General features: G+C 60.8%; 14 protein-coding genes. 10 read left to right on the top strand and 4 right to left on the bottom strand.

The window, feature by feature from the left end; translation table 11 throughout:
• Window positions 1-3 precede the first annotated feature (3 nt).
• From DXA43_RS00900 to larD, 5 genes are all read left to right on the top strand, one after another.
• Complete coding sequence (locus tag DXA43_RS00900) at window positions 4-1,308, top strand: MFS transporter (protein WP_117805996.1); 1,305 nt, start codon at window positions 4-6, stop codon at window positions 1,306-1,308.
• A 303-nt stretch (window positions 1,309-1,611) separates the two neighbouring features.
• A complete protein-coding gene (gene hisS, locus DXA43_RS00895) occupies window positions 1,612-2,925 on the top strand; it encodes a histidine--tRNA ligase (protein ID WP_117805995.1) in 1,314 nt (437 codons plus the stop codon).
• Between the two features lie 258 nt (window positions 2,926-3,183).
• Window positions 3,184-5,997, top strand: coding sequence for a phosphoenolpyruvate carboxylase (locus DXA43_RS00890; RefSeq protein WP_370448001.1), 2,814 nt, complete (start codon window positions 3,184-3,186; stop codon window positions 5,995-5,997).
• Window positions 5,998-6,462: 465 nt separating this feature from the next.
• Window positions 6,463-7,740: a nickel-dependent lactate racemase gene (larA, locus tag DXA43_RS00885; protein ID WP_117647964.1), complete on the top strand. Its 1,278-nt coding sequence runs from the start codon at window positions 6,463-6,465 to the stop codon at window positions 7,738-7,740.
• 49 nt (window positions 7,741-7,789) lie between these two features.
• Window positions 7,790-8,521 carry a D/L-lactic acid transporter LarD gene (larD, locus tag DXA43_RS00880; RefSeq protein WP_117805993.1) on the top strand — a complete coding sequence of 244 codons (732 nt, stop codon included), beginning with the start codon at window positions 7,790-7,792 and terminating at the stop codon, window positions 8,519-8,521.
• 306 nt (window positions 8,522-8,827) lie between these two features.
• On the opposite strand, the gene DXA43_RS00875 is transcribed toward larD, so the two are convergent.
• The 4 genes from DXA43_RS00875 to serB all read right to left on the bottom strand — a co-directional run bounded on the left by DXA43_RS00875 (window position 8,828) and on the right by serB (window position 11,830).
• Window positions 8,828-9,367, bottom strand: coding sequence for a TetR/AcrR family transcriptional regulator (locus DXA43_RS00875; RefSeq protein ID WP_117805992.1), 540 nt, complete (start codon window positions 9,365-9,367; stop codon window positions 8,828-8,830).
• A 2-nt stretch (window positions 9,368-9,369) separates the two neighbouring features.
• Window positions 9,370-10,287, bottom strand: coding sequence for a LarC family nickel insertion protein (locus tag DXA43_RS00870; protein WP_117805991.1), 918 nt, complete (start codon window positions 10,285-10,287; stop codon window positions 9,370-9,372).
• Window positions 10,288-10,297: 10 nt separating this feature from the next.
• Entirely contained in the window at window positions 10,298-11,080 is a 783-nt protein-coding gene (larB, locus tag DXA43_RS00865; protein ID WP_117773175.1) for a nickel pincer cofactor biosynthesis protein LarB, read from the bottom strand.
• Window positions 11,081-11,194: 114 nt separating this feature from the next.
• Window positions 11,195-11,830, bottom strand: coding sequence for a phosphoserine phosphatase SerB (gene serB, locus DXA43_RS00860; protein ID WP_117805990.1), 636 nt, complete (start codon window positions 11,828-11,830; stop codon window positions 11,195-11,197).
• Between the two features lie 255 nt (window positions 11,831-12,085).
• On the opposite strand from serB, the gene aspS reads away from it, so the two are divergent.
• The 5 genes from aspS to DXA43_RS00835 all read left to right on the top strand — a co-directional run bounded on the left by aspS (window position 12,086) and on the right by DXA43_RS00835 (window position 17,640).
• Window positions 12,086-13,873, top strand: coding sequence for an aspartate--tRNA ligase (aspS, locus tag DXA43_RS00855; protein WP_117805989.1), 1,788 nt, complete (start codon window positions 12,086-12,088; stop codon window positions 13,871-13,873).
• A gap of 368 nt (window positions 13,874-14,241) precedes the next feature.
• Entirely contained in the window at window positions 14,242-14,490 is a 249-nt protein-coding gene (locus DXA43_RS00850; protein WP_158564421.1) for an HPr family phosphocarrier protein, read from the top strand.
• Window positions 14,491-14,682: 192 nt separating this feature from the next.
• Entirely contained in the window at window positions 14,683-14,925 is a 243-nt protein-coding gene (locus DXA43_RS00845) for a FeoA family protein (protein WP_233539983.1), read from the top strand.
• Window positions 14,926-14,964: 39 nt separating this feature from the next.
• On the top strand, window positions 14,965-15,186 hold the full coding sequence (locus tag DXA43_RS00840; protein WP_006234774.1) for a FeoA family protein: 222 nt from the start codon (window positions 14,965-14,967) through the stop codon (window positions 15,184-15,186).
• Window positions 15,187-15,309: 123 nt separating this feature from the next.
• Window positions 15,310-17,640 carry a ferrous iron transporter B gene (locus DXA43_RS00835; RefSeq protein ID WP_117803645.1) on the top strand — a complete coding sequence of 777 codons (2,331 nt, stop codon included), beginning with the start codon at window positions 15,310-15,312 and terminating at the stop codon, window positions 17,638-17,640.
• Window positions 17,641-17,745: the final 105 nt, after the last annotated feature.

Below are 17,745 nucleotides of genomic sequence, written 5' to 3'. Positions count from 1 at the left end.
TCCATGTCCCAGCAACGTAAATTTTTCCCCGGCTGGCTCGTGGTGGCCTCCGGCTTTGTGATCATGGCCACGTGCTACACGATTTTCGTTAACTGCATGAGCCTGTTTCAGCCGCTCATCGTAAGCGACTTGGGCATCACGCTTGCGCAGTACAACATCTCCAACGCCATCTCCACCGTGGTGAGCGTTATCGGCTCGCTTGTCATTGGCCATGTCGCCGATAAAGTAAGCGGCCGCGTTTTGGGCTCCCTCACTGTAATCGCCACCTCTGCCGTTCTTGCTGGTATGAGCTTTGTCGGTGAGCTGTGGCAGGTCTACGTGCTCTTTGCCGTCTCGGGCTGCTTTGCCGTCGCCTCGACCCGCCTGCTCATCAGCCTGGTGACCGCCAACTGGTTTACGGCCAAGCGAGGCCTTGCCATCTCCATCGCACTTTCGGGCTCGGGCTTTGGCGGCGCTATTCTGTCTCCCATCGTGAGCTCGCTCATCGTGAGCGTTGGCTGGCGCTCTGCGTTCCTGGTACTCGCTGCCGTCTGCATTGTGGCGGCACTGCCCATCACGGCCTACTCCTTCCGCACCAAACCTTCCGATATTGGCCTGAAGCCGCTCGGCGAGAACCCGGGCGATCCGTCTGTTTCCACCGCGGGCGATAAGGACGAGCATACGGCCCCCGAGGTTAGCGTCGGCTGGTCTCGTATCAAGAAGAGCCCGGCATTTTGGCTGCTCGTCGTCGCCTTCCTCTTTATGGGCTTGGTCAATGGCGCCATCCTGCCCAACCAGGTTACCAACATGACGAGTGTTACCGTCAACGGTGCCAAGATCGTCACGGGCGGCCACGACCCCATGTGGGCAGGCACCGTGCTTTCGGCCTACATGGTTACCGTCGTTATCGCCAAGATTTCGCTCGGTGCGATCTATGACCGCTTTGGCCTGCGCTTTGGCAATATCCTTGGCTCCGTTGCGTGCATTATCGCCTGCGTGGCGCTGTGTTTCCCGACGACGGACCTCGGTCCTATTGTCGCTGCTGTGAGCTTTGGTGTTGGAACGTGCATGGGCACCATCACGCCTACAATCGCCGCGTCCAAGCAGTTTGGCATGGCCGACCTCGGTAAGGTCACGGGCACCATTACCTCGCTCGAGATGGTCGGCGGCACCGTGGGCGCTATCGTCTCGGGCGTGCTGTTCGATGCCACGGGCTCCTTTGCGAGCACCTGGATCGTGTGCCTGGCGTGCTCCGTGGTCATGCTCGTGTTCCTGCTGGCATCCGAGCCCATCGCCGCCAAGCTGCGCGCAAGCGTGGCGGGGGAGTAGCGGGTCGCCGCCTATTCCTGTTTGCCTGTTCTGCCCGTGGCTGCCCTGGAAGCCGAATGGATGCTCGTACTGTCATTCGGTTTCCAGGGCAGCCACGGGTCTACGAAATGATCCCTTTTCCTCCGTCCCCAAGGGATCACGTAATCCGAAGGGGACGGAGGAAAAGGGATCACAAACCGCGGCGGTGCATCTGGCCGAACGAGTCCCCATACCCTCGTTCGGTCAGATGCACCGCCGCTGTTTGTGTTTGTGCCGTATAATGACCACTACCTATGACGCGATACAAAAGAAAGGTGTTTGCCCATGCAGGCACAGAAGGCGGAGGGAACCCGCGACCTTATCGGCGCTGAGATGCGCGCCTGGCAAAAGATGCAGCAGATCGCTGCTGGCGTGTTCGAGCCGTTTGGCTTTAAGCCCATCGAGACGCCCGCCATCGAGCAGGTGGACGTGTTTGTCCACGGCATCGGCCAGTCGACCGACGTCGTGCGCAAGGAGATGTTCCGCGTGTTTAGCGGCGCCAACCTGGAGCGCGTCTTTACCGAGGGCACCGATACCAAGCTCAAGCCCAAGCAGCGCCTGGCGCTTCGTCCCGAGGGCACGGCTGGCGTGGTGCGCGCCGTCGTGGAGAACAACTTGGTGCCCCAGGGCTCCACGCCGTTTAAGGCTTACTACGCCGAGGCCATGTTCCGTGGCGAGCGTCCCCAGAAGGGCCGCCTGCGCCAGTTCCATCAGGTGGGCATCGAGTGGCTCGGCGCTCCCGATTCGGCGGCAGACGCCGAGTGCATCATTATGCTCATGGAGTTTTACAAGCGCCTGGGCTTCGATCTGTCCAAGCTCCGTCTGCTCATTAACTCGATGGGCGATGCCCAATGCCGTCCGGCCTATCGCGAGCAGGTTAAGCAGTTCATTCTCGACCACGCCGATGAGATGTGCGACGAGTGCCGCGAGCGCGCCGAGCTTAACCCGCTGCGCGCCTTCGACTGCAAGAACGACCACTGCCGCGAGATCATGGCCGACGCCCCGCTGATGGGCGACAACCTGTGCGATGAGTGCCGCGAGCACTACGAGCAGGTCAAGCGCTATCTGGACGTCGCCGGTATCGAGTACGTCGAGGATCCCACCCTGGTGCGCGGCCTGGACTACTACACCCGTACCGTCTTTGAGGTCGAGGCCCCTGGCGCCGGCGTCGGCTCCATCGGTGGCGGCGGCCGCTACGATGGCCTGGTCGAGCTCGAGGGCGGCAAGCCCACGGCCGGCGTCGGCTTCGCCGTCGGTTTTGAGCGCGCCCTGCTGGCCCTGCAGGCCTTTGGCAGCGACCTGGGCGCCGAGGAGACCCCGTGTGTCTACGTCGCCAATGCCGGCAAGGAGTTGCGCCAGAACGTCTTTGCCATTACGCAGGAGCTTCGCGCCGCAGGTACCGTGACCGAGGCAGACTATCAGGGTCGTTCGCTTAAGGCTCAGTTTAAGCAGGCCGACAAGGTGGGCGCTAAGCTCATTTTGGTCTTGGGCGGCGACGAGCTTGCCGCCGGCAAGGTCAAGGTGCGCGACATGGAGAGCCATGACGAGGCCCTCGTCGATCTGGCCAACGTGGTCGAGGCGGTTCGTGAGCGCCTGTAGCGCATGATTTTTGAGCTGTGGACTCACTAAAGCGCTCAGCTCATTGAGAGCGATTGTTACGGGGGTGTTTCGCATTTATGCGGAATGCCCCCGTTTGCATATGCCGCCCACCGAGAAATACGACCATTTGGGGCAAAAAGCCTTGCAATGCAGAAAATACTTTTGTGTGGTAAAGCGCAATCAGCGTCGAAAGTTTTTGCCGAGTGCCTATAATAAATACCGCATGTTACGTGCATAGAAGGAGGAATGGGAGGAAACGTGGCTGAGAACCTAAGCAACCAGTCTGTACCCGAAGCCGCGGCGCGCATCGCTGCCGTGGTCAACCGCCTCGTTAACCGAATCGGCTCGAATGCCGAATCCAAGGAGCGTCTCGCCGAGATCGAGATCCCCGAGGAGCTGCGCGACAATCTGGCGCTGTTCATGCGCCTGGAGCGCCGTGTGCTTAGCGAGTATGATCCCGAGATCGCGGACCTGTTCGACAAGATCCTGACGGCCGAGATTGTGGCCAATGCCGGAAATCCCGGCGCCCGTGCTGCCGACGAGTCCGTCGACGAGCAGGGCGTGCCCACCGCCGACGAGCCTACTGCTGTGGCGTTTCGTGAGGTCGTCGATCTGATTGACAGCCTGCCGCTCGATAAGCAGCAGGTTATCGTCCGCGCCTTTACGAGCTTCTTCCATCTGGCAAACCTGTCGGAGGAGAACTACCGCGTGGCGCAGCTGCGCGAGCGCGAGGCAGGTGCGTCGACCGATACCGAGGTCGATCCCGCCAACGAACTCACCGTCGCCTATCACCAGTTGGTAAACGAGATGGGTGTCGAGGGCGCCAACGAGCTGCTCGACAAGCTCGAGTTCCACCCTGTCTTTACCGCACATCCCACCGAGGCCCGTCGTAAGGCCGTCGAGGGCAAGATTCGCCGTATCTCCAACCTGCTGGAGGAGCGTCCGCGCCTGGGCGGCTCCGACCTGGTGGAGAACGAGCGCCATATGCTGCAGGAGATCGACGCTCTGGTGCGTACGAGCCCCATCGCGCTCAAGAAGCCCACGCCGGTCGAAGAAGCCGATACCATCATCGACATCTTCGATAACACGCTGTTCGACGTCATTCCCGTTATCTATCGTCGTTTTGACGACTGGGTGCTGGGCGACAAGGCGGGTACCGTGCCGCCGCTGTGCCCGGCGTTCTTCCATCCCGGCAGCTGGATCGGTTCCGACCGCGACGGTAACCCCAACGTCACCGCCAAGGTGAGCCGTGAGGTCGCCGCCAAGTACTTCACCCACATGGTGCTCAAGCTCGAGGACAAGTGCCGCCGCATCGGCCGCAACCTCACGCTCGAGGCCACCTACAGCAAGCCGTCTGCCGAGCTCATCAACCTGTGGAACCATCAGGTCGAGATGAGCACCCAGTACACCGCACGCGCCGAGCTGATCTCCGAGCACGAGCCGCATCGCGCCGTCATGCTCGTCATGGCCGACCGTCTGAACGCCACCGTGCGTCGCATCACCGACACCATGTACCACAGCGCAGACGAGTTCTTGGATGACCTGCGCGTCGTTCAGCGCTCCCTGGCCGCCTGCGGTGCCGTCCGTGCTGCCTACGGCCCGGTCCAGACCATCATCTGGCAGGTCGAGTCCTTCGGCTTCCATATGGTCGAGATGGAGTTCCGTCAGCACTCCGTGGTGCACGCCCGCGCCCTCAAGGATATTCACGAGAACGGTATCCATGGTGATTTGCAGCCCATGACGCGCGAGGTCATCGACACCTTCCGCGCTATCGGCTCCATCCAAAAGCGCTACGGCAAGAAGATGGCGCACCGCTACATCATCTCGTTCACCAAGAGCGCTCAGCATGTGGCCGACGTCTTTGAGCTTGCCCACCTGTCCTTTGCGCACGAGGAGGACGTGCCCGAGCTCGACGTGATCCCGCTGTTCGAGCAGCTCGAGGACCTCGAGGGCTGCGTCGACGTGCTCGACCAGATGCTTACGCTGCCCGTGGTGCAAAAGCGCCTTGCCCAGACCAACCGCCGCATGGAGGTCATGCTGGGCTATTCCGACTCCTCCAAGGATGCCGGTCCTACCACGGCCATGCTCGCGCTGCACTCCGCGCAGGAGCGCATTGCCAAGTGGGCCGAGAAGAACGATATCGACCTGGTGCTCATGCACGGTCGCGGCGGTGCCGTGGGTCGTGGCGGCGGCCCGGCCAACAAGGCCGTGCTGGCGCAGCCCAAGGGTTCGGTCAACTGCTTCTTTAAGCTCACCGAGCAGGGCGAGGTCATCTTTGCCCGTTACGGCAACCGCACGCTGGCTCAGCGCCATGTTGAGTCCGTTGCCGCCGCAACGCTTTTGCAGTCGGCCCCGAGTGTCGAGAAGACCAACACCGAGACCACGCAGAAGTTCTGGGATATGGCCGACAAGCTCAACGCCGCAAGCCACGAGCGCTATCTGGACCTGCTGAACACCGAGGACTTTACACCGTGGTTCTCGACCGTGACGCCGCTGACCGAGGTCGGTCTGCTGCCGATCGGCTCGCGTCCCGCCAAGCGCGGCTTGGGTGCCAAGTCGCTCGACGACCTGCGTACCATTCCGTGGATCTTCAGCTGGAGCCAGGCGCGCATCAATCTGGCCGCTTGGTACGGCCTGGGTACCGCCTGCGAGCAGTTTGGCGATCTGGACCAGCTTAAGGCTGCCTACCAGGAGTGGCCGTTCTTCCGCACCTTTATCGACAACATCGAGATGTCGATCGCCAAGACCGACCAGCGCATCGCCAAGATGTACCTGCACCTGGGCGATCGCCAGGATTTGTCCGAGAAGGTCTTCACCGAGATGCAGCTCACGCGTAAGTGGGTTCTTGCCATCGTCGGTGACGAATGGCCGCTGCAGCGCCGCCGTGTGCTCGGCTGCGCCGTCCGTGTGCGTAATCCCTACGTCGACGCCCTGTCCATCGCCCAGGTCCGCGCCCTTCGCGAGGTGCGTATGAACCAGGACGAGATGGCCGAGGAGAAGAAGGCCGAGTACATGAGCCTGATTCTTTCGACTGTGACCGGCGTCTCGGCAGGATTGCAGAACACGGGGTAATCGATAGCCCTGTAGTCGTCCGGGCCCGCCATCAGCTTACTTTTAGGCACGTCCTCGGACATGCAAGAAGCCCTCGCTGCGCACTTTGTGCGGCGAGGGCTTCTTGCGTCCTGCGGAGTGTGCCGGAAAGCAAACATACGGCGGCCCCTGCGATGTCCGGTCTTCGGCGGATTACTGGCTGGGGGAATAATGGCGCGCTTCGCGCGTTTTGGATGGGGTTTGTCCCGGCGGCGCGTTTGGCGCTTCGCGCCTCGCGTCTTATCGATCGGGATTGAGGTGCATGTGGCGCTTCTCGACTTACGACTGTAGCGGCCGCGGTTCCGTTTGGGATCGTGGCCGTTTTGTTGTGGGTCAAATATGAACGTTGTGTTAATGAGTCGGTGGACGGTGGTGTTTTTCGGTGAGCGGCGTATCCTTCCAACGGTTTATCTAGTGTGTCAGTTGAAAGGAAGAGGGCGCTCATCATTGTTTGAATGTGAACTGCCGTTTGACCACAAAACGTTGCATCTGGAGCTCGAGGATAAGAACTTCGCGGGTGTGATGGAAGGTCATCAAAACGAGTTTAAGACCACGAAATCGCAGGAAGAGCTAGTAGAGGAGTCGCTTGCCAACCCTTATGGCTCGCCTTCGCTCGAGGAGCTTTGTGCTGGCAAGAAGGATATTGTCATCATTAGCTCCGATCATACGCGTCCCGTTCCCTCGCGTGTGACGATGCCTATTCTGCTGCATCACATCCACTCCGCTGCGCCTGAGGCGCGCGTTCGCATTCTGGTTGCTACGGGTATGCACCGTCCGTCGACGCACGAGGAGCTCGTCAACAAGTATGGCGAGGAGATCGTTGCCAACGAGGAAATCGTTATGCACGTCGCGACTGACGACAGCATGATGAAAAAGATCGGCACCCTGCCTTCTGGTGGCGAGTGCATCATCAACAAGATTGCTGCCGATTGCGATCTGCTGCTTGCCGAGGGCTTCATTGAGCCGCACTTCTTTGCCGGTTTCTCTGGCAGCCGCAAGTCCGTCCTGCCTGGCATCGCCAGCTACAAGACCATCATGTACAACCACAACGGCCAGTTTGTGAACGATTCCCATTCGCGCGCCGGCAACCTGTGCCACAACCACGTGAGCGAGGACATGTTTGCCGCCGCTGAGATGGCCCACCTTGCCTTTGTGCTCAACGTGGTGCTCAACGGCAAGCACGAGGTCATTGGCTCCTTTGCCGGCGATATCCACAAGGCGCACGAGGCCGGCTGCGAGTTTGTGAAGAGCCTTGCCGGCGTTGAGCCCGTCGAGTGCGAGATTGCCATCACCACCAACGGTGGCTACCCCCTCGATCAGAACATCTATCAGGCCGTGAAGGGCATGTGCGCTGCCGAGGCCACGCTTCCTGAGGGCGGCGTGATCATCGACGTCGCCGGTTGTGCCGACGGCCACGGTGGCGAGGGCTTCTATCACAACATCGCCGACAACGATCCGGCAGAGTTTGAGCGCGCCTGCATCGACCGTCCTAAGGACGAGACCCTGCCCGACCAGTGGACGAGCCAGATCTTTGCCCGCATCCTGGCGCATCACCCTGTGATCATGGTCACCGATCTGTGCGATCACCAGATGCTCAAGGATATGCACATGACGCCGGTCAACACTATCGAGGAGGCGCTCAAGCTCGCCTTTGAGATGAAGGGTGCCGATGCCAAGGTTGCCGTCATTCCCGATGGCCTGGGCGTTGTTGTTGCGCAGCACTAGTGCGCGGCCTAAACGAATCGTTTATAACCGACAAGAAAGATAAGGTTTTATGCTTACCAAACTCCTCTGCGAATTCGGCGCGACGGCCCTCATGATCGTCTTTGGCGTGGGCGTGCACTGCGATACCGTGCTCAAGGGCACCAAGTATCAGGGCTCCGGCCATATGTTTGCCATCACCACCTGGTCTTTTGGCATCTCGGTCTGCCTGTTTGTCTTTGGCGGCGCCGTGTGCATGAACCCCGCCATGGTGCTTGCCCAGTGCATCGTCGGCTTGGTGCCGTGGGGCAGCTGCATCCCCTTCATGATTGCCGATATGTTCGGCGGTTTTGTGGGTGCCGTAATCGCCTGGTTTATGTATGCCGATGAGTTCAAGGCTTCCGAGGGCGTCGTCGACCCCATTGCCCAGCGCAACATTTTCTCGACCAACCCCACCACCGAGGGTACGAACTATGCCCGTAACTTCATCTGCGAGGCTATCTGCACTTTTGTGTTCATCAGCGCCATCCTTGCTGCCGCTAGCCGCGCCGGCGAGAACGTTCTGATGCTCGCCATCTGCGTCGGTCTGATTGTTTGGGCTGTTGGCATGGGCATGGGCGGCATCACCGGCTTCGCCATGAACCAGGCTCGTGACCTTGGTCCTCGCATGGCCTATCAGGTGCTGCCGATCAAGAACAAGGCTGACAACAACTGGAAGTACGGCCTGCTCGTTCCTGGCATCGCGCCGTTTGTCGGTGCTATTGTGGCCGCGCTGTTTGTGCATGGCTTCTTGGGCATGTTCTAGTCCAAGGCAATTGATATAACGTCCGGGTCCGGCATAGGTTAACTTTCCGCCGCGTCCTCGGACATGCAAGAAGCTCCCGCTGCGCACTTCGTGCGGCGGGAGCTTTTTGCGTCCTGCGGAATGCGGTGGAAAGTTAACCTATGCCGGACCCTGCGGGAATCCAGTTGCGTTCGAACAAGCAACCAACATATATATCTGAATTTGGATGTGGTGGGCACTTTGTTGTTAGGCGCTTTGAGGTGCGAGTGACACTTTGGGATGCGTGGCGCCTTGGCGTGGGGCGGTGCTTTGGGATGAGCTTCTTACTTAGTTGAAGAGGGGTTTTATGGCTGAGAGGTAGTCTTTGGCTACGTTGGATTTGTTGGCTTGGAAGTTGTGCCAGGCCCACCATTGGACGGTGGCTACGAAGCTTGAGGCTATGTGATGGAGGAGGAAGCTGCGGTCCATAGTGCCAGCGGGACCTGTGGGGTCGGTGGGGACGGTTTCGGCTGCTCGTGACATGATGGTCTTGCGTAAGCAGTCGGCGAAGACACGTGAGCCGGCGCCGGCTACGAGGGCTCGTACACCCTGGCGGCGCTCCCAGAGGTTGTTGAGGATATGCTCGACCTGCACGAGTGGGTCGTCGAGCGGTGTGCCATCGTCGTCGAGGGAGTGGGTGCAGATGTCGCTCACGAGTTCGGACAGTAGGTCATCTTTGCTTTTGAAGAGGCCGTAGAACGTGGCCCGACCCACATGGGCGCGAGCGATAATGTCGTCGACGGTGATCTTGCCGTAGTCCTCTTCGCGCAGCAGCTCGGAGAACGCCGCAACGATGGCAGCGCGGCTTTTTGCCTTGCGGGCATCCATGGCTATGCGTCCGCGTGAACGAGCAGGCAGCGGAGCGTACCGGAGCAGCCCTCGTAGGGGCGCTTACCGGCGCCGTAGCCGACGGCCTCGATGCGGTAGCGGGCCGGCAGGTGCTCGGACGTGCGCAGTGCGGCGACGATGGCGGCGCCCGTGGGCGTCACAAGCTCGCCGGCGACTGGTGCGGGCGTGAGGGCGACATTGCCCGCCTGGCACAGGTTGACGACAGCGGGGACGGGAATGGGCATGAGACCGTGGGCACAACGGATGGTACCGTGACCCTCGGAGAGCGACTCGACCACGATGTCCTCAATACCCAGGTCATCGAGGCAGATGGCGACAGAGCAGACGTCGACGATGGAATCGACGGCGCCCACCTCGTGGAACATGACGGTCTCGGGCGTTTTGCCGTGAGCCTTGGCCTCGGCAGCGGCGAGTACGGAAAAAATGGCGAGGGCGCGACGCTTGGCGCCATCGCTTAACTGCGAGCCATCGATGATGGCGGTGACGTCAGCCAAAGAACGGTGGTGATGGTGGTGGGCGTGATGGTGACCCTCGTGGCCATGGCCGTGGCCCTCATGGTCATGCTCGTGGCAGTGCTCGTGTTCGTGCTCGCCATGATCATGATGGTGGTGCTCATGCTCGTGCGTGTGCTCGGCAGCTGCTTCGTTGCCGTAGAGCCAGGCCATATCGTGATCGTGGTTCTCGAGTTCCTCTGCAAGCTGGACGTCGAAATCGCAGGCGTCGATGCCATGCTTGCTTACGCGTGTGACGGCGATCGTAAAGCCGTCGACCGGCAGCGTGGCGAGCTGCTCGCGCAGGTGCTCCTCGCTGGCGCCTAGGTCGAGCAGGGCCGCGACGGTCATATCGCCGCTGATGCCCGAGGTGCCGTCGATGATAAGCGTGTGCTGATGATTGGACATGGAATGCTCCTTAACGGGCGCAGGGCGTGCCGGCGCCCAGATGATTGATAAGACTTGCCTGGTAGGCGGCACCAAAGCCGTTGTCGATGTTGACGACCGAAACGCCGCTGGCGCAGGAGTTGAGCATGGCGAGCAGCGCGGCTACGCCACCAAAGCTCGCGCCGTAACCCACGCTGGTGGGAACGGCTATGACCGGACAGCTTACCAGGCCGCCGACAACGCTCGCCAGTGCGCCCTCCATGCCGGCGATGGCGATGACCACCTGCGCCTGAGCAAGCTCCTCGGCATGCGCGAGTAGGCGGTGCAGGCCGGCGACACCTACGTCGTAGAGGCGGTCGACCTCGTTGCCATAGAACTCGGCCGTCAACGCGGCTTCTTCGGCGACGGGCAGGTCGCTCGTGCCGGCGCAGGCGACGACGATGCGTCCGTTGCCGGTGGGGGAGGGCTTGCCGCCCACGAGGGCGAGCTGGGCGTCCGGGACATATCCCAGGTCGATGCCGTTGCCGAGAAGCTCAGCGGTGCGCGCGGCTTTTTCGGCATCCAAGCGCGTGACCAGGATGCGCTCCTGGCCGGCATCGCGCAGTGCTTCGATAATGGCGGCAATCTGATCGGCGGTTTTACCGGCCCCGTAGACAACCTCGCCGGCTCCCTGGCGCACCCCGCGCGAAAGATCGAGCTGCGCAAAGCCCAAATCGGCGGTCGGAGCCGTCTGGATGCGCGTGAGGGCGTCGGCAGGGGTGACTGCTCCGCCGGCAACATCGCTCAGCAATTGCTCAAGATCTCGCTTATCCATATATGTTCCCTTCGACGGCGCAAAGTCTAGCACTCAAAGGGTATGTTTCCGAACACTAAGACAAAATTGTTCGGAAACTATAGGACAGACTGATTCACTTGTTAGATGGATTGACTAGTCGCGCAGGATGATGTCCATGGCGAGCATCAGGTTGCGTTCGTCGATGGCAAACGGGGCCGCCTCGCGCGTCTTGGGCTTGGCGCAAAACGCGATGCCCGTGCCCGCGGCCTGAATCATGGGGATGTCGTTGGCGCCGTCGCCGATCGCGACCGTGTGGGCCATATCGACGCCGCACTCAACTGCCCAATCTAGCAGCTGGATGAGCTTGGACTCCTTGGTCACGATGTCGGCCGCCAGCTTGCCGGTGAGCTTGCCGTCCACGACTTCCAGGCGGTTGGCCAGGCAAAAATCGATGCCCGCGGCGGCCACGATCTTGTCGGCGACCTCGTGAAAGCCGCCGCTTACCACGCCGACCTTCCAGCCCTTGCTGTGCGCTGAGCGCACAAGCTCCAACGCGCCGGGGGTAAATGTCACGCGCTCAAAGGTGCGCTCGAACACGCTCTCGTCCAGGCCGGCGAGCAGCCCCACGCGCTCCTCGAGCGCCTGCTTAAAGTCAAGCTCGCCGCGCATGGCGCGCTCAGTGATCTGTGCCACTTGCTCGCCTACGCCGGCCTCCTCGCCCAACAGGTCGATGACCTCCTGGTTGATGAGCGTGGAGTCGATATCCATAACGATGAGGCGTGCAGACATGTTGGGCCTTTCGAGTGCAGTTGTATTGGGGCACATTGTCGCACGTGACGAGCGCGGGCGGGTGCCGCGGCGCGTCAATTGTTTCGTCTCCGTCAAGTCTTTGGGCAGGAGCTACTTTTCCGCGGCACATCGACACAGGTGCGATAAGATAGAACGCCATGTCTGGCTGCGCGGTTTACGCAGGCTGGGCAAATCTGTACGACGCCGCCCGGAACGACACGGGGCGGCACAGATCCATAAAGGAGGATCACTGGTATGAGCCAGACCCGTCCCATCGACGAGCATTCCATGCACACCCGTACCTGCGGCGAGCTTCGCCGCGAGAACGTGGGCGAAGAGGTCACCCTCACCGGTTGGGTGAGCCGCCGCCGCGACCACGGCGGCCTTATTTTCTGCGACCTTCGCGACCGCGAGGGCATCACGCAGCTCACCTTCGACCCCGAGCACTCCGACGGCGACGCCTTTAAGATCGCCGAGACCATGCGTCCCGAGTGGCCCATCAAGATCCACGGCGTCGTGCGCGCCCGTGGCGAGGAGACCACCAACGCCAAGCTCGCGACCGGCGAGGTCGAGGTCCTGACCGACCACGCCGAGGTGCTCAACACGTCCGTCACCCCGCCGTTCCAGATCGAGGACGGCATCGAGACCAGCGAGGACACCCGCCTGCGTTATCGCTATCTGGACCTCCGTCGTCCCGAGATGATGGCCAACCTCAAGCTGCGCTCCGACTTTACCTTTGCCATTCGCGAGGCGCTGCACAACCGTGAGTTCATGGAGGTCGAGACACCCTCCCTGTTTAAGTCCACGCCCGAGGGCGCCCGCGACTTCATCGTCCCCAGCCGCATCCAGCCGGGCAACTTCTACGCCCTGCCGCAGTCCCCGCAGCTCCTGAAGCAGCTGCTCATGGTCGGTGGCGTCGAGCGCTACTACCAGGTCGCCAAGTGCTTCCGCGACGAGGACCTGCGCGCCGACCGTCAGCCCGAGTTCACCCAGGTCGATATCGAGATGTCCTTCGTGGACCAGAACGATGTCATGAGCGCCCTCGAAGAGGTCCTGGCCGATGCCTTCGGCCGCATGGGTGTCGAGATGCCCACGCCGCTGCGTCGCATGAACTACTGGGAGGCCATGGACACCTATGGCTCCGACAAGCCCGATACCCGCTATGGCATGCACTTGGTCGACCTGACCGACATTTTTGCCAACTCCAAGTTCAAGGTCTTCGCGACCGCTGCGAACGAGGAGGGCTCTGTCGTCAAGGCTATCAACGCCAAGGGTGCCGGTGCCTGGGCGCGTGCCAAGATCGATAAGCTTGCCGGCGTGGCCTCCACGTTTGGCGCCAAGGGCCTGGCCTGGATCGCTTTCCGCGAGGACGGCTCCATCAACAGCCCCATCGTCAAGTTCTTCTCGGACGAGGAGATGGCTGCTCTGCGCGAGCGCATGGACGTCGAGCCCGGCGACCTTGTGATGTTCGCCGCCGGCCCGCGCCTGCTCTCCGACGAGATTCTGGGCGGCATGCGTTCCCACATGGCTAACGCGCTCGAGATCAAGCGCGAGGGCCACGACTTCCTGTGGGTCGTCAACTTCCCGCTGTTCCACTGGGACGAGGATCGCAAGGCCTATGCTGCCGAGCACCAGCCCTTTACCCTGCCGACCGAGACCGACATCGCCAAGATTGAGGCCGACCCGCTGGCAGCCGGTTCCTGCACCTACGACTTTGTCATGGACGGCTTTGAGGCCGGCGGCGGCGGTATGCGTATTCACAACGCCGAGATGCAGATGTCCATGCTCAAGCTCCTGGGCTTTACCGAGGAGCGCGCCGAGTCGCAGTTTGGCTTCCTCATGGAGGCCCTCAAGTTTGGTGCGCCCCCGATGGGCGGTTTCGCTCTGGGTCTGGACCGCGTGTGCATGCTGCTCACCGGTTCCGACTCCATCCGCGACGTCATGGCGTTCCCCAAGACAGCCAGCGGCTCCGACCTCATGTCGGGCGCCCCGAGTGCCGTTAGCGGCGCCCAGCTCAAGGACGTCAGCCTGCGCCTGATGTAAGCGAGCGGCTACATATTGCCCGCAACGAGGGAAGGACGCGTGCCTTCCCTCGTTTTTTATGCGCCGAGATTGTGAGGGCATGGGATGACCGGGTGTCGCGGAAACTGTGTCCCAGAATTTGCACCCAGAGCGGGATGGGCTTTCCGCTAGGGCCGTTCAGCGGAAACTGCGACCCGGAATTTGCGTCCAGAGTGGGCTGCGGTTTCCCAAACAGGGCCCTTTGGGAAACTGGGGCCCAGAATCCAGCCAAATAATGGGACGCACTTTCCGGTCGAGCTTCTGGCGGGTCTCGACAAGCATCTAACGGTACAATAACTACCACGTGGCTGGGTTTTGCCGGCCGAATGTGCGACGTCGTGGGAGGGGACATGGTCGAGTTTACAAAGACGATTAAAGATCCGTTGGGATTGCATGCCCGCCCGGTTGCGCTGCTCTATGACATTATTGCCAAGCATCGTAGCAACGTATCGGTCAGCATCGGCGATCGCCATACCGACGGCCGCGATGTGATGGGACTCATGGCTCTCTACGGCGAATGTGGCGAAGACATCGTGTTCCGCGTTTCGGGCGTGGACGAGGCCTCGTGCGTCACGTCGATCAGAAACCTCTCGCTCTAAAGCGCAACAATGTGACGAAGGGACAGTCCCTTTGTCACATCTTTCTTTGTTGCATATAGGAAACTTTTCCGAAAACTGAATAGGGACCCTTTCCAAAAAGTTAGCCACGTGCTAGTTTACTGTAGCGAACATAGACGTGGTTAACTTTTGCTGCGTCGATGTTGAGGACGAACTGACGTTAGGAGCTCACTCATGTCTTGCGGACCGCAGATGCCGGCTATGCCGCTTTCGATGGTAAAAGAGGGCGAAACCGTGCGCGTGTCTCGCGTAAAGGGCAATGAGGACATGAAGCACCACCTCAAGGACCTCGGCTTTGTCGAGGGCAACGAGATTCACGTGGTGAGCTCGAGTGGCGCCAATATCATCGTCACCGTGCTCGGCGCGCGCTTTGGCATCGATACCAAGGTCGCCATGCACATCATGACTGTCGGTTAGTTCGCAGCATTCCATAAAAGCTGAAAGGGGGAAAAGAATATGAAGACGTTGGGTGACGTTAAGGTGGGCGAGAGCTCTACCATCGTCAAGCTTCACGGCGAGGGCGCGCTTCGCCGTCACCTTATGGACCTGGGACTCATCAAGGGCACTTCGTTCAAGGTCGTAAAGGTTGCACCGCTCGGAGATCCGGTCGAGATCAACGTGCGCGGCTACGAACTCTCCATCCGCAAGGAGGAGGCTGCCGTCGTCGAGGTCCAGTAAGGGCCGGTGGCACATATTTCTGCAGATAAAGTTAGGTTTTTCTAACTCAATAATGCAGTGTTGAAGCACATTATCCAGCCCGCGCGGAGAAAGCAGCGCGGGCACACAAGGAAGAAGGATTGAATGGCGGATTCTCAGATCCATGTCGCGCTGGCGGGTAACCCCAACTGCGGCAAGACCACGCTTTTCAACCTGATCACCGGCGCCAACGGCTACGTTGGCAACTGGCCCGGCGTCACGGTTGAGAAAAAGGAAGCCAAGCTCCTGAGTGACAAGAACGTCACGATTACGGACCTCCCCGGCATCTACTCGCTTTCCCCCTACAGCCCCGAGGAGCAGTGCTCGCGCGACTACCTCATGAGCGGCGAGCCCGATGTGGTCGTCCAGGTCGTCGACGCCACCAACCTGGAGCGCAACCTGTACCTTGCACTTCAGGTCATCGAGACCGGTCTGCCCGTGGTCGTTGCCCTCAACATGGCCGACCTCGTGGAGAAGAACGGCGATAAGATCGACACGGACAAGCTTTCCAAGAAGCTCGGTTGCCCGGTCATGATGATCTCGGCCCTTAAGAACAAGGGCATCACCGAGCTCTTTGAGCAGGTCAAGAAGTCGGCGGCTGCCAAGGCCGACGTGCCGGCGCATAAGTTTGATTCCGCCATCGAGGACGTTCTGACCCACATCGAGAACAACCTGCCGGCGAGCGTTCCCGCCAACAAGCGTCGCTACTACGCCGTCAAGCTGTTTGAGCGCGATGCGGACGCCTGTAAGCTCATCAACCTTACCAAGGAGAAGGCCGATCGCGTTGAGCAGCTGGTCGCCCAGTGCGAGCAGGATTGCGACGACGATGCCGAGTCCATCATCACCGGCGAGCGCTATGGCGTGATCGCCCACATCATCGACGAGTGCCTCACCAAGGCTCCGGCCAAGATGAGCACCTCCGAGAAGATCGACCGCGTGGTTACCAACCGTATCTTGGGCCTGCCGATCTTTGTGGTCATCATGTTCTGCGTGTACTACATCGCCGTTTCTACCCTGGGCGGCACGGTGACCGACTTCACCAACGACCAGCTCTTCGGCACCGACGGTTGGTACGTGCTCGGTCAGGGTCGCGATGCGTATGATGCGGCTGTCGAGGCTGTGGGTGAGGACGCTGCCGATTCGATTGACCCGGCGGAGTACGGCCCCTATGTCCCGGGTATCACCACCGTGGTGCACGACGCCCTCGTGGCGGGCGGCACCGAGGACGGTGGCCTGGTCGATTCGCTGGTCTGCGATGGTATCGTCGGCGGCCTGGGCGCCATCTTTGGCTTTGTGCCGCAGATGTTCCTGCTTTTTGTGATGCTGTCTTTCCTGGAGGACTGCGGCTACATGGCGCGCGTCGCCTTCATCATGGACCGCGTGTTCCGCCGCTTTGGCCTGTCCGGTAAGTCCTTTATCCCCATGCTCGTGTCCTCGGGTTGCGGCGTCCCCGGCGTCATGGCCACCAAGACCATCGAGAACGAGAAGGACCGCCGTATGACGGTCATGACCACCACGTTTATTCCCTGTGGCGCTAAGCTGCCGATCATTGCCCTGCTCATGGGTTCCATCATCGGCGATTCTTCCACCACCGCCGCGTGGATCAGCCCGCTCTTCTACTTCCTGGGCGTCTTTGCCGTCATTGCTTCGGGCCTCATGCTCAAGAAGACCAAGCTCTTCGCCGGTCGCCCGACGCCGTTTGTTATGGAGCTTCCTGCCTACCACTTCCCGGCGATCCGTTCTTGGGCGCTGCACGTGTGGGAGCGCTGCTGGGCCTTTATCAAGAAGGCCGGTACGGTCATCTTCGCGTCCACCGTCGTCGTTTGGTTCCTCTCCAACTTTGGCAGCTACAACGGTTCCTTTGGCTTCCTGCCTGCGATGGACGGCATCCCCGAGGAGTTCATGGATTACTCCGTGCTCGCCATGCTCGGCAACCTGGTCGCTTGGATCTTCGCCCCGCTCGGCTTTAGCACCTGGCAGGCCACCGCGCTGACCGTCTCCGGCCTCGTGGCTAAGGAGAATGTCGTCGCTACCGCCGGCTCGCTGCTCTCCGTCGCCGATGCTGGCGAGACCGACCCGAGCCTGTGGACCGCGTTTGCGGGCATGTTCCCCACCATGGGTGCTTGCGTGGCCTTTGGTGCCTTCAACCTGCTGTGCGCTCCGTGCTTTGCCGCCATGGGCACTATCCGCAACCAGATGGACTCCGGCAAGTGGACCGCGATTGCCATCGGCTACGAGTGCGCCTTCGCTTGGGTGATCGGCCTGTTCATCAACCAGTTCTACAACCTGTTTGTGTTGGGCCAGTTTGGTATTTGGACGATTGTAGCCATCGTGCTGCTGGTTGCGATGCTCTTCCAGATCTTCCGTCCCATGCCCAAGCATGCATGGACCGACGAGGACGAGACCAACACTGCTTCCGCCGCAGTTTCCGCTTAAGTCCGAATAAGGATTAGCCCCTTTCCACGAGCCCGGGTGTCCCAGCGACACTCGGGCTTTTTGGTGAGGGAGATGTGGCGTTTCCGCAGATAAAACCGACCAAAA

The organism is Collinsella sp. OF02-10, from assembly GCF_003463445.1.
Taxonomy (GTDB): Bacteria; Actinomycetota; Coriobacteriia; order Coriobacteriales; family Coriobacteriaceae; genus Collinsella.
This window is presented reverse-complemented; position numbering and strand designations above follow the sequence as displayed.

What these genes read in the sequence shown, in the direction of transcription:
- DXA43_RS00900 (WP_117805996.1), top strand. Translation starts at nt 4, where the DNA reads ATGTCCCAGCAACGTAAATTTTTCCCCGGCTGGCTCGTGGTGGCCTCC.
- hisS (WP_117805995.1), top strand. Translation starts at nt 1,612, where the DNA reads ATGCAGGCACAGAAGGCGGAGGGAACCCGCGACCTTATCGGCGCTGAG.
- larD (WP_117805993.1), top strand. Translation starts at nt 7,790, where the DNA reads ATGCTTACCAAACTCCTCTGCGAATTCGGCGCGACGGCCCTCATGATC.
- DXA43_RS00875 (WP_117805992.1), bottom strand. Translation starts at nt 9,367, where the DNA reads ATGGATGCCCGCAAGGCAAAAAGCCGCGCTGCCATCGTTGCGGCGTTC.
- DXA43_RS00870 (WP_117805991.1), bottom strand. Translation starts at nt 10,287, where the DNA reads ATGTCCAATCATCAGCACACGCTTATCATCGACGGCACCTCGGGCATC.
- larB (WP_117773175.1), bottom strand. Translation starts at nt 11,080, where the DNA reads ATGGATAAGCGAGATCTTGAGCAATTGCTGAGCGATGTTGCCGGCGGA.
- serB (WP_117805990.1), bottom strand. Translation starts at nt 11,830, where the DNA reads ATGTCTGCACGCCTCATCGTTATGGATATCGACTCCACGCTCATCAAC.
- aspS (WP_117805989.1), top strand. Translation starts at nt 12,086, where the DNA reads ATGAGCCAGACCCGTCCCATCGACGAGCATTCCATGCACACCCGTACC.
- DXA43_RS00850 (WP_158564421.1), top strand. Translation starts at nt 14,242, where the DNA reads ATGGTCGAGTTTACAAAGACGATTAAAGATCCGTTGGGATTGCATGCC.
- DXA43_RS00845 (WP_233539983.1), top strand. Translation starts at nt 14,683, where the DNA reads ATGTCTTGCGGACCGCAGATGCCGGCTATGCCGCTTTCGATGGTAAAA.
- DXA43_RS00840 (WP_006234774.1), top strand. Translation starts at nt 14,965, where the DNA reads ATGAAGACGTTGGGTGACGTTAAGGTGGGCGAGAGCTCTACCATCGTC.
- DXA43_RS00835 (WP_117803645.1), top strand. Translation starts at nt 15,310, where the DNA reads ATGGCGGATTCTCAGATCCATGTCGCGCTGGCGGGTAACCCCAACTGC.